This is a genomic window from Pseudomonas morbosilactucae (assembly GCF_023241715.1).
GTDB lineage: Bacteria > Pseudomonadota > Gammaproteobacteria > Pseudomonadales > Pseudomonadaceae > Aquipseudomonas > Aquipseudomonas morbosilactucae.
Genome location: NZ_JALQCW010000114.1, coordinates 1 through 16,777 on the forward strand (window position 1 = coordinate 1; position 16,777 = coordinate 16,777).

Here is a 16,777-nt window from a genome sequence, read left to right on the forward strand (position 1 = left end):
CCGCAGGGGCCAGGGAAAACCCCACGCCAGCTGTCGCCCTCAGGTTGAAAGCTCAGACGCAGGGCATCATGTTGCTGCACCACGCCGACAAGGCTTTTCCAGCAGCTCAGCCTGCGACAGGAACCAGGGCCTTGAGCGCCACCGACTGATTCCAGTGATGCCGTGCCACGCTGTTTTCCGCGAAGAACGCTTGCTGCACCGGCAACAGCGGCATGCTGCCACTGACCGGCCCCTGATCGATCTGCACCCCCTGCTCGCCTTCGCTGGCCACGCTCGCCAGGCCCTGCACGGTCTGATACTGGAACAGGTCCTTGGGGGTGAAGTGGATGCCTGCCTGCCGAGCGCGACTGACCACTTGAATGGAAATGATCGAGTCACCGCCCAGTTCGAAGAAGTTATCGGTGACGCCCACCTGCTCCAGTCGCAATACCTGCTGCCAGACCTGAGCGATACGCTGCTCCAGGTCCGAACGCGGCGCCACATAGGCCAGTTGCAGCTCACTGATGTCCGGCTCGGGCAAGGCCTTGCGATCCAACTTGCCATTGATGTTCAGCGGCAACTGCTCAAGGAACAGCAGGTGCGCGGGAACCATGTACGCCGGCAACCGCTGCTTGAGCTGCTGCTTGAGCGCTTCACGCAACGCGGCCTGGGCCTCTCGCTCGGGCACGTCACGGGCGACCACATAGGCCACCAGTTGCAGGCCGGCGGCACCGGGCTGGGCCAGGACCACTGCTTCGACCACTTCGGGCAGGTCACGCAGGCAGGTTTCGACCTCACCCAACTCAATGCGGAACCCACGAATTTTCACCTGCTGGTCGATCCGCGCCAGGTACTCGACGCTGCCGTCTCGCCCATAACGACACAGGTCACCGGTGCGATACAGGCGGCCACCGGCCTCGCCGAACGGGTCCGGCACAAAGCGCTGGGCGGTCAAGGCGGGTTGGTGCAGATAACCGCGCGCCAGGCCTTGCCCTCCCACCAACAACTCGCCGGCCACACCCTCAGGCAGCGCTTCAAGAAAACTGTCCAGCACATACCCCTGGCGCTGACCAACCGGCCGGCCGATCGGCGCATAGCCGCTGCCGTCATCCGCCGTCGGGCACGGCCAGATCAACGGGCTGACCACTGCCTCGGTCGGGCCGTAGGCATTGAACAGCTGTGCAGGCCGAACCTGTTTCAAGTGGCGCAGCAGACTGCGGTCCCAGGCTTCGCCGCCCAGGATGCACACCCGCACCGAGATCGATCGTCCAAGGGCCTGCAAGGCCTGATCGACCTGGACCAGATAGGCCGGCGGCAGGTCAATCACGCTGACGGCGTGCTGTTCAAGCTGATCCAGCAACTGCTCCACCGACCATTTCGGTACATCACCCAACACCAGGCGAGCACCACGAATCAGCGGTAGGAACAGCTGTTCGGCGGCCGCATCGAAACTGCTGGAGGCGAATTGCAGCGAGCAATCGCTGGCCTGGATGCCATACAGGTCGGCAGCGGCCTGGCAATGCATGGCCAAGGCGCCGTGACTGACCGCCACCCCCTTGGGTGCGCCAGTGGAGCCGGAGGTGTAGATCACGTAAGCCAGACCGGATGGCAGCGCCGGGCTGACGAACTCCGTCACCGGGCTGGCCGATACCTCGAGGTCGTCCACCAGGAGCACGTCCACCGTCGGTCCGCAACGCTCGACCACCGATTGCCCGCGCTCGCTCAGCAACAACTGCAGGCCACTGTCTTCGATCATGTAGGCCAGACGCTCGGCGGGGTACTCAGGGTCCAACGGCACATAGGCGGCGCCGCTCTTGAGAATCGCCAACACCCCGATCACCCATTCGAAGCCCCGCCCCAGGGCGACCCCCACCAGCCGCTCCGGCCCTGCACCCGCGTTTTGCAGACGCTGGGCCAACCGATTGGCGCGCTGCTCCAGCTCGGCATAGGTCAGTTGCTCACGTCCCAGCACCAAGGCCGGGGCCTGGGGCGTCAAACGGGCTTGAGCCTCGAAAAGACGGTGGACACAGGTATCGCCAGCGTCTGCGGCGTACGCTGGATTGCGCGCCACCAGCACCCCATGCCGTTCGGCCGCATCGAGCAACGGCAATTGGGCCACGGGCTGCCCGGGATCCTTGACGATGCCTTCGACCAGGTTCAACCAATGCCGCGCCATACGCTCGGCAGTGGCGGTTTCGAACAGCTCCGCCGAGTACATCAGCGAGACATTCAGCCCCTGATTGGTTTCCAGGGTTTCCAGGGTCAGGTCGAACTGCGCCGCGCCGCCCTCAAGAGGAATTTCCCGGGCTTGCAGGCCGGGCAGGCTGTCGCTGGTCACGGCCGTGCCACGGGTCGACAGATGGTTGTACATGACCTGGAACAACGGGCTCTGATTCAACGTGCGTTGAGGGTTGAGCACCTCCACCAGCTTGTCGAACGGCAGGTCCTGATGGGCCTGGGCCGCCAGTGCGGTGTCGCGCATCTGTTGCAACGCCTGGCGCACCGGCAGGTGACCGTCGACCTGCGCGCGGAACACCAAGGTGTTGACGAAAAAGCCGATCAGGCCTTCAAGCTCTTCACCGCTGCGGTTACTCACCGGGATACCGACGCGGATGTCGTCCTGGCCGCTGTAACGCGCCAGCCACAACGAGAAACTACCCAGGAAGAACTGGAACAGGGTCATGTTCTGCTGTTTGAGCAACGCCCTGACGGACTGTTCCAGGGCGGGTGGCAGGCTAAAGTCGATACGCCCTTCGCGGTGCGCCGCGTGAGCGGGTCGCGGCAGGTCGGTGGGCAGGCTCAGGACCGGGTGCTCATGGCCCAGTTGGGCGACCCAATAGTCGATCTGGCGCTGCATCTCTCCTTGCGCCAGGGTCTCGCGTTGCCATTGGGCATAGTCAGCGTACTGCACCGGCAAGGCACTCAGGGTCGGCGCCTGCCCGACGTTGAAACTGCGGTACAACGACACGAATTCGTGGGCCAGAACGCCCATGGACCAGCCGTCGGAGACGATGTGGTGCAACGTCAGCACCAGCACATGCTCCTGCTCGGCCAGTTGCAGCAACTTGACCCTCAGCAGTGGGCCGTGGGTCAGGTCGAACAGTGCCTGGGTTTCTGCGTGTATCGCACCAGACAGCGCTGCCGAGGCAATGCTTTCAAGGGCCAGTGGCACGCGATGAGGCGGGTTGACCACCTGCAGCAGTGCATCCCCGGACTCGATAAAGGTGGTGCGCAGGGTTTCATGGCGCGCCACCAAAGCATCAAAGGTGCCCTGCAAGGCGGCCAGGTCCAGCGCCCCCAGCAAGCGCACGGCAATCGGCGTGTTATAGGCCGCGGTTTCCGGGTTCAACTTCCAGAACAGCCATTGCCGTTGCTGGGCATAAGAGGCCAGCAGCGGCTGGTCCCGGGGCAGGGATACAACGCCCAACCCAAGGTTGCCGCGGTTTTGGGACTGGACATGGGCCGCCAGTTCTTCAAGGTTGCGGGTCTCGAACAGGCTGCGCAGTGCGATCTCCACGGACAGCAAGCGCCGGATACGAGAAATCACCTGGGTGGCCAGCAGCGAGTGACCACCGAGGGCAAAGAAATTGTCATCCAGACCGACCTGCTCCACCTGGAGCACCTCGGTCCAGATCTGCGCCAATTGCTGCTCGACGCTGCTGATCGGCGCGCGGTACTGCCGGCCACTGTCCGTCGCCTCTAGCGGCGGCAAGGCCCGCACATTGAGCTTGCCATTAAGGGTCAACGGCAGGCTTGGCAGCACCAGGAAGTGCGCCGGCACCATGTAGTCAGGCAAGCTGCGCGCCAGGTGCTCACGCAAGGCATTCAGGCTCTGCGCAGGCTCCTCGCCGGCGGCCAGCGCCACATAGGCCACCAGTTGCTTGTCGGCACCGGCGCTGTGGACCTGCACCGTGGCCTCGCGCACGCTGGCATGGGCCAGGAGGCTGGCGGTGATTTCCCCCAGCTCAATGCGATAACCGCGAATCTTGACCTGATGATCGATACGTCCGGCGAACTCGATCGCGCCGCTGTCCTGGTAACGACTCAGGTCGGCGGTGCGGTACATCCGTGACCCGGCCGGGCCAAAAGGGTTCGGCACAAAACGCTCGGCCGTCAGCCCCGGGCGCTGATGGTAACCCCGGGCAACACCGGCTCCGGCCAAGTGCAATTCGCCGTAATTACCCACCGCCACCGGTTGCAGCGAGGCATCCAGGATATAGGCGCTGACATTGCCCAGCGGACGACCCAGGGGCACGCTCACACCGAAGCGGGCCGGACTGTCTATCACGTGCGCCAGGGCGCCGACGGTGGTTTCAGTGGGGCCATAGTGGTTGACCACGCGGCACTGGGGCGCGGCCTGCGCGATACGCCGCAGCAATTCACTGGAGCAGGCTTCGCCTCCCAGCACCAGGCAGCGCTTGGGCAGCACTTGCCCGGCCCATTCATCCGCCAGCAAGGCCTCGATATGGGAGGGGACGATTTTCAGCACATCGATCTCATGGCGATCCATGTACTGGCCGAAACGCGCCGCATCCAGTGAGGTATCCAGAGGCACCACGTGCAGGGTGCGCCCGGAACACAGCGCGCCGAACAAGGTGGTGTGGCCGAGGTCAGCGGCGATGGTCGATACCACGGCCATGCTGCGCGCGCCCTCCAATGGCAACCGCTCCAGCACCGCCTGCACGTAGTTGACCAGCGCTCCATGGCTGATGGTCACGCCCTTGGCAGCACCGGTTGAACCGGAGGTGTAGATCACATAGGCCAGGTTGTCCGGCGACAGGACCACGGGCTGCAGCAGAGGGCTGGGCGCCCGGCTTTCATCCAGGTACTCATCCAGCACCAGGGTCTGCACCGATGCCATGGACGGCAGGCGCTGCAACAGGTGAGCCTGAGTCAGCAGCCAGGCGATGCCACTGTCTTGCGCCATGTACGCCAAGCGCTCAGGCGGGTATTCCGGGTCGAAGGGCACGTAGGCGCCACCGGCCTTGAGCACCGCCAACAGGCCGACCACCATTTCCAGGCTGCGCTCCACTGCGATGCCAACCAGCACGTCCGGACCGACGCCTTGTGCCTGCAGGACGGCAGCCAAGCGTTCGGCCCGCTCGTTCAACTGCTGGTAAGTCAACGACTGCTCGCCGAACACCAGAGCGGTGGTGAGCGGCGACTGCTCGCCCCAGGCTTCGATAAGACCGTGAATGCTGCACTGATGGGGGTAACTCACCGCCCCCTGACGACCCTGCGAAATCACTTGCTGGCGCTCGCCCGCGTCAAGCATCTGCAGCTCGCCCAGACGCTGCCGAGGATCATCGACCAACCCGGCGAGCAGGTTCAGCCAATGGCCAGCCATGCGTTCGATGGTGGCTGCGCTGAACAACTCACTGGCGTAGGTAAAGGCGGCAAACAGGCGCCCCTCACGCTCGAAGGTGTCCAGCGTCAGGTCGAATTGTGCGTGCCGGGTGCGCCACTGCAGTGACGCCATGCTCAGCCCGGAACGGGTCCGTAGATTGCTCACCTCGGCCACGCCGGACTGGTGGTTGTAAAGCACTTGGAACAGAGGATTGCGCCCCAGGTTGCGCTCGACTTGCAGCGCCTCCACCAGGCGCTCGAACGGCAAGTCCTGATGGGCCTGGGCACCCAAGGTGGCTTCACGCACCGCCGCCAGCAACTGGCTGCCGGTGAGTTGCGGGTCGAGTTGGGTACGCATGACCTGGGTATTGACGAAGAAACCGATCAGGCCTTCGACTTCACGCCGGTTGCGGTTGGCGATCGGCACCCCGATGCGCACATCGTTCTGGCCGCTGTAACGATGCAACAGCAGGGTGAAACCGGCGAGCAGCACCATGAACAGGCTCGCGCCCTGGCTGCGTGCAAACGCACGCAGGGACTCGACCCGCCCCGCTTCCAGCTCGAACTCATGACGAACCCCTTCGTGGTTCGACACCGCCGGCCGCGGGTAATCCGTCGGCAAGGCCAGGACCGGATGCTCCTCGCCCAGTTGTGCCTGCCAGTAGTCCAACTGACGCTGTTGCTCGCCAGCCTCAAGCCAACTGCGCTGCCACAACGCGTAATCGCCGTACTGGATCGGCAAGGGTTGCAACGTCGCCAGCTCGCCCTGGCAATGACCATCGTAAAAAGCACTGAACTCTTCGATCAGCACCCCCATCGACCAGCCATCGGAAACCATGTGGTGCAAGGTCAGCAGCAGGACGTGCTCGGTCTCGCCAAGCTTCAGCAGCCCGACCCGCAGCAACGGCCCGGTGGCGAGGTCGAAGGGACGACGAGCCTGGGCTTGAGCGGCCTCCCGCACCTGGGTTTCCCGCTGCTCGGCGGTCAGCGAGCAAAGGTCCTGGCGCTCGACGATCAGCGGCTGCTCTGCGGGCAGGCGGTACACATGGCCGTCTTCATCCTGGCGAAAAACCGTGCGCAAGGTTTCATGACGCGCGATCAGGCTCGCGAACGCCTGTTCCAGCGCCGCCTCGTCCAACGCTCCCTGCAAACGCACCGCGCTGGGCAGGTTGTAGGCGCCACTCTGGGGATCGAGCTGCCAGAGAAACCACATGCGTTGCTGGGCGTAGGAAAGCGCTTGCCGATCGGTGCCTTCAACGCCGGACGGGATGGGAAACAGTGAAAAATCGACCCCTTCCTTCTCTAGAGCCTTCAAGAACAGCCGGCGCTTTTCCAGCGGCAATCCTATGAATCGGCGGGCGAGTTTCAAGGAATCTTCAGCATTCATCGTGTTTCATCCGTACATGTTGGCTATCGGGCATTACCCGGCTATCCCTACAAAACGGATGGAGCAACTGAAAAATTAACCCCCAGATCCCTGATTTACAGCGTCTCAGCACGCGGCTGGCAGGAGTGAAAAGACCGCCCGCTCCCGGTTAATTTTTCCCCCGGGCGGCTCGTCTAACTCACAAGCCCATCTGCATGCAGGCCTCGCCCATGTCCGCTCTGTCACTTGCCCACTCTTTAATGACAAGCCTGAACAAACTGGTCACTCCCGGCTTGAAGAAACGCACGGCCTATCGCCTGTTCAACGTCGAGCTCAAGCAGCGCATCCCTCTCAGCCCCTCCATGACCCGACTGGTGTTCACCGGCCCAGACGTGCAGGAAATGAATACCCTGGCTGCCGACCAGCGGATCAAGCTGTTTTTCCCCAGCCCCGATGGTTCGGCCAGCGATCTGCCCGACCACGATTGGCACGCGGCGCGACGTGCACTGCCGGTGGAAAAACGGCCAGCCATGCGCACCTACACAATTCGCCAACTGCGCGCCGAACAGGCCGAAGTGGATGTGGACTTTGTCTTGCACGGGGTCAATGGCCCGGCGTCCGCCTGGGCAACCCAGGCCAGGGTTGGCGACCAACTGCAATTGGTGGCGCCGGACCGCAACTACGCCGGCAGCACGGGCGGCTACGAGTGGCAGCCGCCGGAGGGCATGCGCCAGGTACTGCTGATCGGCGACGAGACCGCCCTGCCTGCTATCGCCGGCATTCTTGAACAGCTTGCCGATCAGCCCGATCCACCGGAGGTGCAAGCCTTTATCGAAGTACCCCATGAAGCTGATTGCCTGCCGCTGCGCTGTGGTCCCACCACCCAACTGCACTGGCTGCCACGGGACCTGTTACGGCAGCACCACGGCGAAGGGATGCTGCATGCCGTCCGGGAGCTGGCCAAGCTGCCTGCGGCCACAGTCGGCAGCAAGAAAAACAAAGCCCTGGAGAACGTCGATATCGAGCGCGACATCCTCTGGGAGCGCGCCAGCCAGGCCAATGGCGAGTTCTACGTCTGGGTCGCCGGCGAGTCGGCGGCTGTGATTTCCATCCGCCGCCACCTGATCAACGAGCGCGGCCTGGACCGTCGCGCCATCACCCTGATGGGCTACTGGCGACTGGGGCGCTCGCTGGAGTGAGTTCAGACCCGAAGCAGATCCTCGACACCCTCGCCCCACTGTAAAAACCTTTGGCACCGGAGCGCCGCCCTTGGCGCTCCCGACCATCGCCCCTAGCACCCGACAGACCTTCGATGCCCAGACGTGGCCGATAACGGTAAATTTACCTCGCAAAAACTCGTTCCCTCTCCAGGCCTACACCACAATCAAGAGGGATCGCCGTGGACCTGCACACCATTCTGTCCAAGCTGTTTGCCAATGCCGGTGCGGTCGGCATCGAAGGTGTTTTTCAGTTCGTGTTCGCACCGCAGCTGGCCTTCTGGTCCGAGATCAAAGCCGAAACCGTCACCGCGGCTGGCCGTCACGCCGCGCCCGATGTGACCATCTCGGTGGCTCAGCAGGACTTTCTCGGGATCATGACCGGCAGTGTCAACGTCGAAGAACTGTTTGCCAGCGGGCGACTGAAGATCGACGGCAACATGGGCCTGGCGACGCTCTTGCCGCAGATCATCGACAGCGCGCGCCGAGGCGGCGACAAGGTCGAAAAAGTCGACATGAACAAGCGCTACCCGACGCCGCCGCGCTTCAGTGAGCAGGTGTCCGCCGCCCAGCCGGCGCTGCACAGCGTCGAGCGGCGTTCACGCCAGAGCCTGTCACTCAGCGAGTTCCGCGATCATTACCTGCCTGGCGGCATTCCCCTGGTCATCAGCGATGCGTTACAGGACTGGCCGCTGTTCAACATGAGTCGTGAAGAATCTCTGGTGCATTTCGCCGAGCTGCAGGGCATCACCCGCCACGGCGACTACGTGAAGAAGACCTTTTCCACCGAGCGGGATTTCCGCTCCACGTCCATGGCGGACTTCATTGCGTCTCTGGAGCAGCCGGCAGCGAAGAATGCGGACGGCTCGCCGCCGGCCTACATGGGCAACAACATCGTTCCCGCTCAGTTGCTGGAACAGATCCAGTTCCCGCCCTATTTCGACCGTTCCCAGTTCATTTCGCCACGGATCTGGATCGGCCCCAAGGGCACGCTGACCCCATTGCACCGTGATGACACCGACAATCTGTTCGCTCAGGTCTGGGGGCAAAAACGCTTCACCCTTGCCGCGCCCCATCACCGTGAAGCCCTGGGCACCTGGTCCACCGCGCCCAAGGGCGGCCTGGATGGCTGCGATGTCAATCCCGATGCCCCGGACTACCAGCGTTTCCCAGCCTCGCAGCACGTGCCGTTCGTGCGGGTGCTGCTGGAGGCTGGCGACTTGCTGTTCCTGCCTGAAGGCTGGTTCCACCAAGTGGAGTCGGTGTCCACCTCGCTGTCGGTGAATTTCTGGGTCGATTCCGGGCGCGGCTGGTAAGTCGCCAACACGCGGGCATAAAAAAACCAACGCTCAGCGTTGGTTTTTTCATTCCGGCAAAGGCGTCAGATCGCCAGGGCAGAAGGTCGAGCATGCCGCCGCCGATGAGGCTCCAGATGATCCTTGAGCATGCGCAGCACCTTGGCTTCGTGCTCATGGATGAAGAAATGCCCGCCGGCCAGCATGTCCACGGAGAAGCTGCCGCGGGTTTCCTGACTCCAGGCGATCAGTTGCTCGGTGGTGGCGCGGTCGGCCTTGCCTCCCAGCACGTGCACCGGGCAATTCAGCGGGGCGCGTTGCGCCGGGCGGAAGCCGCCGCACAGGAGGAAGTCGGCGCGCAGTACGGGCAGGGTCATGCTCATGAGTTCCTGGTTGGCCAGGATCTCTTCCGAGGTGCCGTTGAGGGTGCGCAGTTGTTCGATCAACTCGGCGTCGGTCTTGGGTTCGGCCAGGTCGCGGTCGTATTCGCTGCGCATGCTCGGAGCGGCGGTGCCGGAAGCGAACAGTGCCACCGGCTCGAGTTGGCCCAGTTGGCGCAGGGCATGGGCCATTTCACAGGCCAGCAAGGCCCCCAGGCTATGGCCGAACAAGGCGTAGGGCCCGCGTAGCGCTGGGGCGTGTTCGGCGGCCAGTTGCCGGGCCAGAGCGCGAATATCGGTCTGCAACGGCTCGCCAAAACGCGCCCCGCGCCCGGGCAGTTCCACCGGTTGCAATTTCAGCCACTCGGGCAGCTTGCGCCGCCAGCGGCTGTAGACCATGGCGCTGGCCCCGGAATAGGGCAGGCAAAGAAGTGTCAGTTGGGTCACTGCACTTACCTCAATCAGTTATGTGTATGAAGAACGGATTGCGACCAACGCAAATTAGTCGGGCTGCGCCGGGCGCCGGCTCAAGCGCCGACAACTCTGCACGGCCGTCCACAACACCACGGCACCCGCCGCCAATGCCACCCAGAAACCGCTGCGGGCGCCATGGTGGTCGCGAGCCAGCCGGAGCTGGCGGCGCCGATGGCCACGCCGATGCTCAGGCCGGTGACCAGCCAGGTCAGGCCTTCGGTGAGTTTGGCGGGGGGCACGATGTTTTCCACCAGTGCCATGGCCACGATCAGGGTCGGGGCGAAGAACAGGCCGGCGACGAACACCGCCAGGGACAAGCCGAGGATGTTGCTCACGATCAGCAACGGCAAGGTGGTGACGGCGGTGGCGATGCCGCCGTACATAAACAGCCGGGGCAAGGGGATGTTCGGTTTCCAGGCACCGAAGGCGATGCCGGCCAGGCATGAACCGATGGCGTACACCGAGAGCACGATGCTCGCCGCCGCCGGTTGGCCCTGCTGTTGGGCGAAGGCCACGCTGACCACATCCACCACACCAGCGGTGGTGCCCATGGCGACCATCAGCAACACCAATAGGCGCAGTTCCACCGAGCGAATGATTGAGCCCTGGTGCTGCGGTTCATGGGGATGCACCGCCGGTTCGGTGGCGCGTTGCAGCACCAGGGCGGTGACGCCGATGGCCAGGGCGAGCAGTGCGACCAAGGGCCCGGCCTCGGGGAAGAACCCGACGCTCAGGCCCACCGACAGCGGCGGGCCGATGATAAAGCACAGCTCATCGAGCACCGACTCCAGGGCGTAGGCGGTCTGCAATTGGGGCTGGCCGCGGTAGACCTCGGTCCAGCGTGCGCGGACCATGGCCGACATGCTCGGCATGCAGCCGGCCAGGGCAGCGAACAGGAACAGGGTCCAGGTGGGCGCCTGCAACCGGGTGCACAACAGCAAGGCCAGTAACGCCCCGCCCCCGACACTGGCGGCCAATGGCAGCACCCGGCCCTGGCCAAAGCGGTCGACCATGCGCGAGACCTGGGGCGCGCAAAACGCCGTGGCCAGGGCGAAGGTAGCCGCCACGGCACCGGCCAGGCCATAACCGCCCTTGAGCTGGGACAGCATGGTGATGATGCCGATACCGGTCATGGAGATCGGCATGCGCGCGATCATCCCGGCGATGACAAAGGCGCAAGTGCCCGGGGCGCGGAACAGCTCGCGATAAGGGTTAACCATGAAGTCTCAACCTCGGCAGGGGGCCTGCAACTTGCCATAAATAGCCGTTGCAGTAAAAATACATACGGTGCGTATGTGAGAAATAATGCGAACATACGCGGCGTATGTCAATTCACCTTTGCCTTCTTTGCCTTGATGAGAACCCGCCATGAGCTCACGCCCTCGCGCCGAAATGATCGAAGCCACCCGTGCCAAGTTGCTGGCCAGTGCGCGCCAAGCCTTTGGTAGCCTGGGTTATGCGCACACCTCGATGGACGACCTGACGGCCGAAGCCGGCCTGACGCGAGGGGCGCTTTATCACCATTTCGGTGACAAGAAAGGCTTGCTGGCGGCGGTGGTGGCGCAGATCGACGGCGAGATGGACCAACGCCTGATGGCGATTTCCAGCCAGGTGGCGGACCCCTGGGAGGCTTTCTGCCAACGCTGTCGTGCCTACCTGCACATGGCGCTGGAGCCGGAAATCCAGCGCATCGTGCTGCAGGATGCGCGGGCGGTACTCGCCGACAGCAAGGCGGGAGAAGAACAGTGCATCGAGACCCTGGGCGCCTTACTCAGCCAATTGATGCAGGCGCAGGTGGTCGAAGCCGCAGCGCCCATGGCCCTGGCACGCCTGATCAACGGCAGCCTGGTGGAGGCGGCGCTGTGGATCGCCAATGCCGAGCAGCCGGCGCAAAAACTCGATGAGAGCCTGGGCGGCCTGCAACTGCTCCTGCGCGGGCTGCGCCGTGAAGATGCCCCGCCATCAACAACCGGTCGCTAAAACACCCCTCCCTGAAAAACCTGCGGATTGACCCCGTCCGCTGAACTCCCGGCGCCCTTTATCAGTCAGCTAATCACGCTCCCTGATTTGAGGATCGCCCCATGCGTCTCTCTCTTGATCAACAAGTGGCCCTGGTCACCGGCGCCAGTTCCGGCATCGGTGAAGCCGCGGCCAAGGCCCTGGCCGCCGCAGGTGCCTCGGTGGTGCTCAACTACCACAGCCAGCCCGAACCTGCGGAAAAACTCGCCGCCGACATCAATGCCTGCGGTGGCCGGGCGATTGCCATCGGCGCCGACGTGTCCCAGGAAGAAGAGGTCGAGCGGCTGTTCGCCAAGACCTTGGAGGCCTTCGGCTTCCTCGACATCCTGGTGGCCAATTCCGGCCTGCAGAAAGACGCGCCGGTCCTGGACATGACCCTGGAAGACTGGAACCAGGTGATCAACGTCAACCTCACCGGGCAGTTCCTCTGCGCCCGGGCCGCCCTGCGCATCTTCACTGAGCAGGGCATCCGCAATGGCGTCTCCAAGGCGGCGGGCAAGATCATTCACATGAGCTCCGTGCACCAGTTGATTCCCTGGGCCGGGCACGTCAATTACGCGGCGTCCAAGGGTGGCGTGGAGATGCTGATGCGCAGTCTGGCCCAGGAGGTCAGCGGGCTGGGTATCCGGGTCAACGGCATTGCCCCGGGGGCGATCCGCACCGCCATCAACCGCGATGCCACCGAAGGCGATGCGGCCCAGGCGTTGCTCAAGCTGATCCCCTACGGACGCATCGGCGACGCCAAGGACGTGGCCAACGCAGTGGTCTGGCTGGCCTCCGACGCCTCCGACTACGTGGTCGGCAGCACCCTGTTCATCGACGGCGGCATGAGCCTCTATCCGGAGTTTCGCGACAATGGTTGAACGGCATCAGGAACGTCAAAGCCCGATCGACGCCCACGGCATCATCGGCGACCTGCGCACCGCTGCCCTGGTCAATGACCAAGGCAGCGTGGACTTTTTCTGCTGGCCGGAATTCGACAGCCCGACAATTTTCGGCGCCCTGCTCGACACCCCCGAGGCCGGCATCTTCCAGCTCAAGCCGGACTTACCCGACGCCCGCCGCCAGCAGATCTACCTGCCCGACAGCAACGTGCTGCAGACCCGCTGGCTGAGCGAACAGGCCGTGGTGGAAGTCACCGACCTGCTGCCGGTGGGTGATAGCGAAGACGACCTGCCGCTGCTGATCCGCCGGCTGCGGGTGGTCAGCGGCAGCGCCTCCATTCACCTGCGCTGCGCGGTGCGCCACGACTACGCGCGCAGTGCCAGCCGGGCCCGCAGCGACCAGGGCTCGGTGTGTTTCGAGGCCGAGGGCCAACTGGGCCTGCGCCTGGTCGGCAGCCAGGCGCTGCACATCGACCAGCACAGCGCGGTGGCCGAGTTCGTCCTGCACCAGGGGCAAAGCGCCGAGTTCATCCTGGGCGGCGTCGACGACCCCAGGGTCATCACCGGCTGCAGCGAACTGGCCCTGGAGCGCACGCTGAAGTTCTGGCACGACTGGATCGGCCAATCCAACTACCGTGGACGCTGGCGGGAAATGGTCAACCGCTCGGCCCTGGCCCTGAAGCTGCTGACCTCGCGCAAGCACGGGGCGATTCTCGCTGCCGCCACCTTCGGCCTGCCGGAAACCCCGGGCGGCGAACGCAACTGGGACTACCGCTACACCTGGATCCGCGATGCCTCGTTCACCGTCTACGCCTTTATGCGCCTGGGCTTTGTCGACGAAGCCAACGCCTACATGCGCTGGCTGCGAGGACGGGTCAGCGACGGCTGCGGGCAACCGAGCAAACTGAACATCCTCTACGCCATCGACGGGCGCCAGGAGTTGAGCGAGAGCCAACTCGAACACTGGTCCGGCCACGGCGGCGCACGGCCAGTGCGGATCGGCAACCAGGCCTGGGAACAGGTGCAACTGGACATCTTCGGCGAGCTGATGGATGCGGTGTACCTGGTCAATAAATACGGCGAGGCGATCTCCCACGAGGGCTGGAAACACACCCGTGAAGTGGTGGATCAGGTGTGCGAGACCTGGCAGCAAAAAGACGTGGGCATCTGGGAAATGCGCGGCGAACAGCATCACTTCTTGCACTCGCGGCTGATGTGTTGGGTGGCCCTGGACCGGACCATCCGCCTGGCGTCGAAGCGCTCGCTGCCGGCGCCCTTTGCCCGTTGGGACCAGACCCGGCAAGCGATCTATGAAGACATCTGGAACAACTTCTGGGACGAGGAGCGGGGGCATTTCGTCCAGCACATCGGCGGCACGGCCCTGGATGGCTCGATGCTGCTGATGCCCCTGGTGCGTTTTGTCAGCGCCAAAGACCCGCGCTGGCTGTCGACCCTGAAGGCGATCGAAAACAGCCTGGTGCGCGACGGCATGGTCTACCGCTACCGCAACGACGACAGCGGTATCGACGGCCTGGCCGGCACCGAGGGCGCGTTTGCCGCCTGCTCGTTCTGGTACGTCGAATGCCTGGCCCGAGCCGGCCAAGTGGACAAGGCCCACCTGGAGTTCGAGCAACTGCTGCGCTATGCCAACCCCCTGGGGTTGTACGCCGAGGAGTTCGACAGCCACGGCCGTCACCTGGGCAACACGCCCCAGGCCCTGACTCACTTGGCGCTGATCAGCGCGGCCAGCTTCCTCGACCGCCAGCTCAGCGGGGCGAAAACCACGTGGCAGCCCTAGAGGAATCACTAGAGGGATAAATCGGCGAGCCAAGCTCTAGCAGGCGCTCACGGCGGCAAAAATCGTTACACTGCCCCGCCCCCATGGAACCTCATAGGACACGGAATGTTGCCCGCTGATTCGTCCCTGCGCCGAGCCTTGGTGCTCTGGCTGTACGCCGCCGCCCTGGGCCATCTGCTGGTCGCCGGGGTGCTGACCTGGGCCGCCGGCCACCCGCTGCTCGAGGGTTATCTGCTGAGTGTCGAACAGGCCTTCTGGAGCAGCGCGGCCCCCGCTGCGGCGCGCAGCCAGCAGGTCTGGTGGCTGAACCTGTTCGGCGCCACCCTGCAAAGTTATTCCCTGTTCCTGCTGGCCCTGGTGCACCTGGGCCATCGCCTGCGCAGCGCCACGGCCTGGGCCTGGTTGATGGCCGGGATCCTGCTGTGGGCGCCCCAGGACATGTGGATCTCCTGGCAGGCGCGGATGACGTCGCACCTGTGGCTCGACAGCCTGGCCCTGCTCACCCTGTTGCCCCCGTTGCTCTGGCTTTATCGCCATGACCGCCGCCCCTCCACTTTGAAAGGACCTCTGCGTGGTTGAACTTCCCCTGCTGCACTGGGCCATGCTCTTGTTGCTGGTCCAAGGCACCCTCGGCGCCCTGGACACGATCTATCACCACGAACTCACCGTGGCCTTGCCACAACGCCACAACGCCCGCCTGGAGCTGGCGATCCATGCGATCCGCTCAAGCTTCTACGGCGTTCTGTTTCTTGGCATGGCGCACTTCGCCTTCCACGGTACCTGGGCCCTGGTGATCGCCGTGCTGTTTGCCCTGGAAATCGGCCTGACCCTCTGGGACTTCGTGGTCGAGGACCGTAGCCGCAAGCTGCCGGCCATCGAGCGCATCATGCACACCGTGCTGGCGGTCAACGGCGGAGCTTTTTTCGCCCTCTACGGCGTGCAGTTGGTGCAGTGGTCGAGCTTGCCCACGGCCCTGATGGGCATCGACTTCGGCTGGCTCGGCTGGCTGCTGACCCTGTTCGCCATTGGCGTCACCGCCTCGGGCATCCGCGATGGCCTGGCCTCCCTGCGCCTGCAGCGCCAAGGCCTGCCGGGCAACCCGTTTGCCGGCGGCAAGCACCAACGGGTCCTGGTCACTGGCGGCACCGGGTTAATCGGGGAAGCCCTGGTCAACCAACTGCTGGACGCCGGCCACAGCGTCAGCGTGCTGGCCCGCGACCCGCTGCGTGCGGCCTACCTGTTCGACGGTCGTGCGCGTTGCCTGCGCGACTTGAGCAAGCTGGGCCACAGCGAACAGTTCGACGTGATCATCAACCTGGCGGGGGCGCCCGTGGCCGGGCCACGCTGGTCGGCCAAGCGCCAGGCACAGTTGCTGGCCAGCCGGGTCAGCACCACCGAAGCGCTGCTGGCCTGGTTGAAGAACGCCGAGCACAAGCCGGCGCTGTGGATCCAGGCCTCAGCCATCGGCTTCTACGGCGTGCGCGATGCCAGCCAGACCCTGGACGAAAGCGCCAGCCGTGGCGAGGGTTTCATGGCCGAGCTGTGTGCCCGCTGGGAGGCCTCGGCACAACCCGCCACGGCGTTCGGCGTGCGCCAGGTGGTGCTGCGCCTGGGCGTGGTGTTCGGCCCTGGCGGCGCCCTGATGCCGCTGCTGATTCCGTTCCGCCTGGGCTTCGGCGGGCGCATGGGTGACGGCCAGCAGATCATGAGCTGGGTGCACCGCGACGACGTAATTCAGGTGATTGCCCGGGCCATGAGCGACCCGAGCCTGTCGGGCACCTACAACCTGGTGGCGCCCGATGCCGTGAGCCAGGCCACCTTCGCCGAAACCGCGGGCGCGGTGCTCAAGCGCCCGGTCTGGCTGCACGTGCCGGCGGCGCCAGTGCGGGCCTTGGCCGGGGAAATGGCCGAGCTGTTTTTCGACGGCCAGCGCGTGGTGCCCCAGCGTTTGCTGCAAGCCGGCTACACCTTCCGCTACCCGACCCTGGACGGCGCCTTGCGCGACCTGGCCTGAGGACT

9 protein-coding genes and 2 pseudogenes are annotated in these 16,777 nt (G+C 64.5%); 7 read left to right on the plus strand and 4 right to left on the minus strand.

All coding sequences use genetic code 11. From position 1 onward, the window contains the following. Nucleotides 1-106 precede the first annotated feature (106 nt). Both M1B34_RS34350 and M1B34_RS32230 read right to left on the minus strand, forming a co-directional pair. Entirely contained in the window at nt 107-481 is a 375-nt protein-coding gene (locus tag M1B34_RS34350; protein WP_482827993.1) for a phosphopantetheine-binding protein, read from the minus strand. Between the two features lie 45 nt (nt 482-526). Beyond that, nucleotides 527-6,712: pseudogene (locus tag M1B34_RS32230) on the minus strand (amino acid adenylation domain-containing protein); the annotation flags it as partial. 239 nt (nt 6,713-6,951) lie between these two features. On the opposite strand from M1B34_RS32230, the gene M1B34_RS32235 reads away from it, so the two are divergent. Further along, entirely contained in the window at nt 6,952-7,890 is a 939-nt protein-coding gene (locus tag M1B34_RS32235; RefSeq protein WP_268267286.1) for a siderophore-interacting protein, read from the plus strand. 200 nt (nt 7,891-8,090) lie between these two features. Beyond that, nucleotides 8,091-9,224: a cupin-like domain-containing protein gene (locus tag M1B34_RS32240; RefSeq protein WP_268267287.1), complete on the plus strand. Its 1,134-nt coding sequence runs from the start codon at nt 8,091-8,093 to the stop codon at nt 9,222-9,224. Nucleotides 9,225-9,289: 65 nt separating this feature from the next. Here the strand turns inward: M1B34_RS32240 and M1B34_RS32245 are convergent, their stop codons facing one another. Continuing rightward, nucleotides 9,290-10,030, minus strand: a complete 741-nt coding sequence (locus M1B34_RS32245; RefSeq protein ID WP_268267288.1) for a thioesterase II family protein — start codon at nt 10,028-10,030, stop codon at nt 9,290-9,292. 54 nt (nt 10,031-10,084) lie between these two features. After that, nucleotides 10,085-11,277 (minus strand): annotated as a pseudogene (locus M1B34_RS32250) (MFS transporter). Between the two features lie 148 nt (nt 11,278-11,425). Between M1B34_RS32250 and M1B34_RS32255 the strand changes: the two are divergent. The 5 genes from M1B34_RS32255 to M1B34_RS32275 all read left to right on the plus strand — a co-directional run bounded on the left by M1B34_RS32255 (nt 11,426) and on the right by M1B34_RS32275 (nt 16,772). Next, entirely contained in the window at nt 11,426-12,037 is a 612-nt protein-coding gene (locus M1B34_RS32255; protein ID WP_123335086.1) for a TetR/AcrR family transcriptional regulator, read from the plus strand. A gap of 101 nt (nt 12,038-12,138) precedes the next feature. Beyond that, a complete protein-coding gene (locus tag M1B34_RS32260) occupies nt 12,139-12,939 on the plus strand; it encodes a glucose 1-dehydrogenase (protein ID WP_123335084.1) in 801 nt (266 codons plus the stop codon). After that, nucleotides 12,932-14,758, plus strand: coding sequence for a glycoside hydrolase family 15 protein (locus M1B34_RS32265; RefSeq protein WP_268267289.1), 1,827 nt, complete (start codon nt 12,932-12,934; stop codon nt 14,756-14,758). Before M1B34_RS32260 ends, M1B34_RS32265 begins: the two co-directional genes overlap by 8 nt. A gap of 105 nt (nt 14,759-14,863) precedes the next feature. Continuing rightward, nucleotides 14,864-15,337, plus strand: a complete 474-nt coding sequence (locus M1B34_RS32270; RefSeq protein WP_268267290.1) for a hypothetical protein — start codon at nt 14,864-14,866, stop codon at nt 15,335-15,337. Between the two features lie 22 nt (nt 15,338-15,359). Continuing rightward, a complete protein-coding gene (locus M1B34_RS32275; RefSeq protein WP_279653539.1) occupies nt 15,360-16,772 on the plus strand; it encodes a TIGR01777 family oxidoreductase in 1,413 nt (470 codons plus the stop codon). The last annotated feature ends 5 nt before the right edge of the window (nt 16,773-16,777 follow it).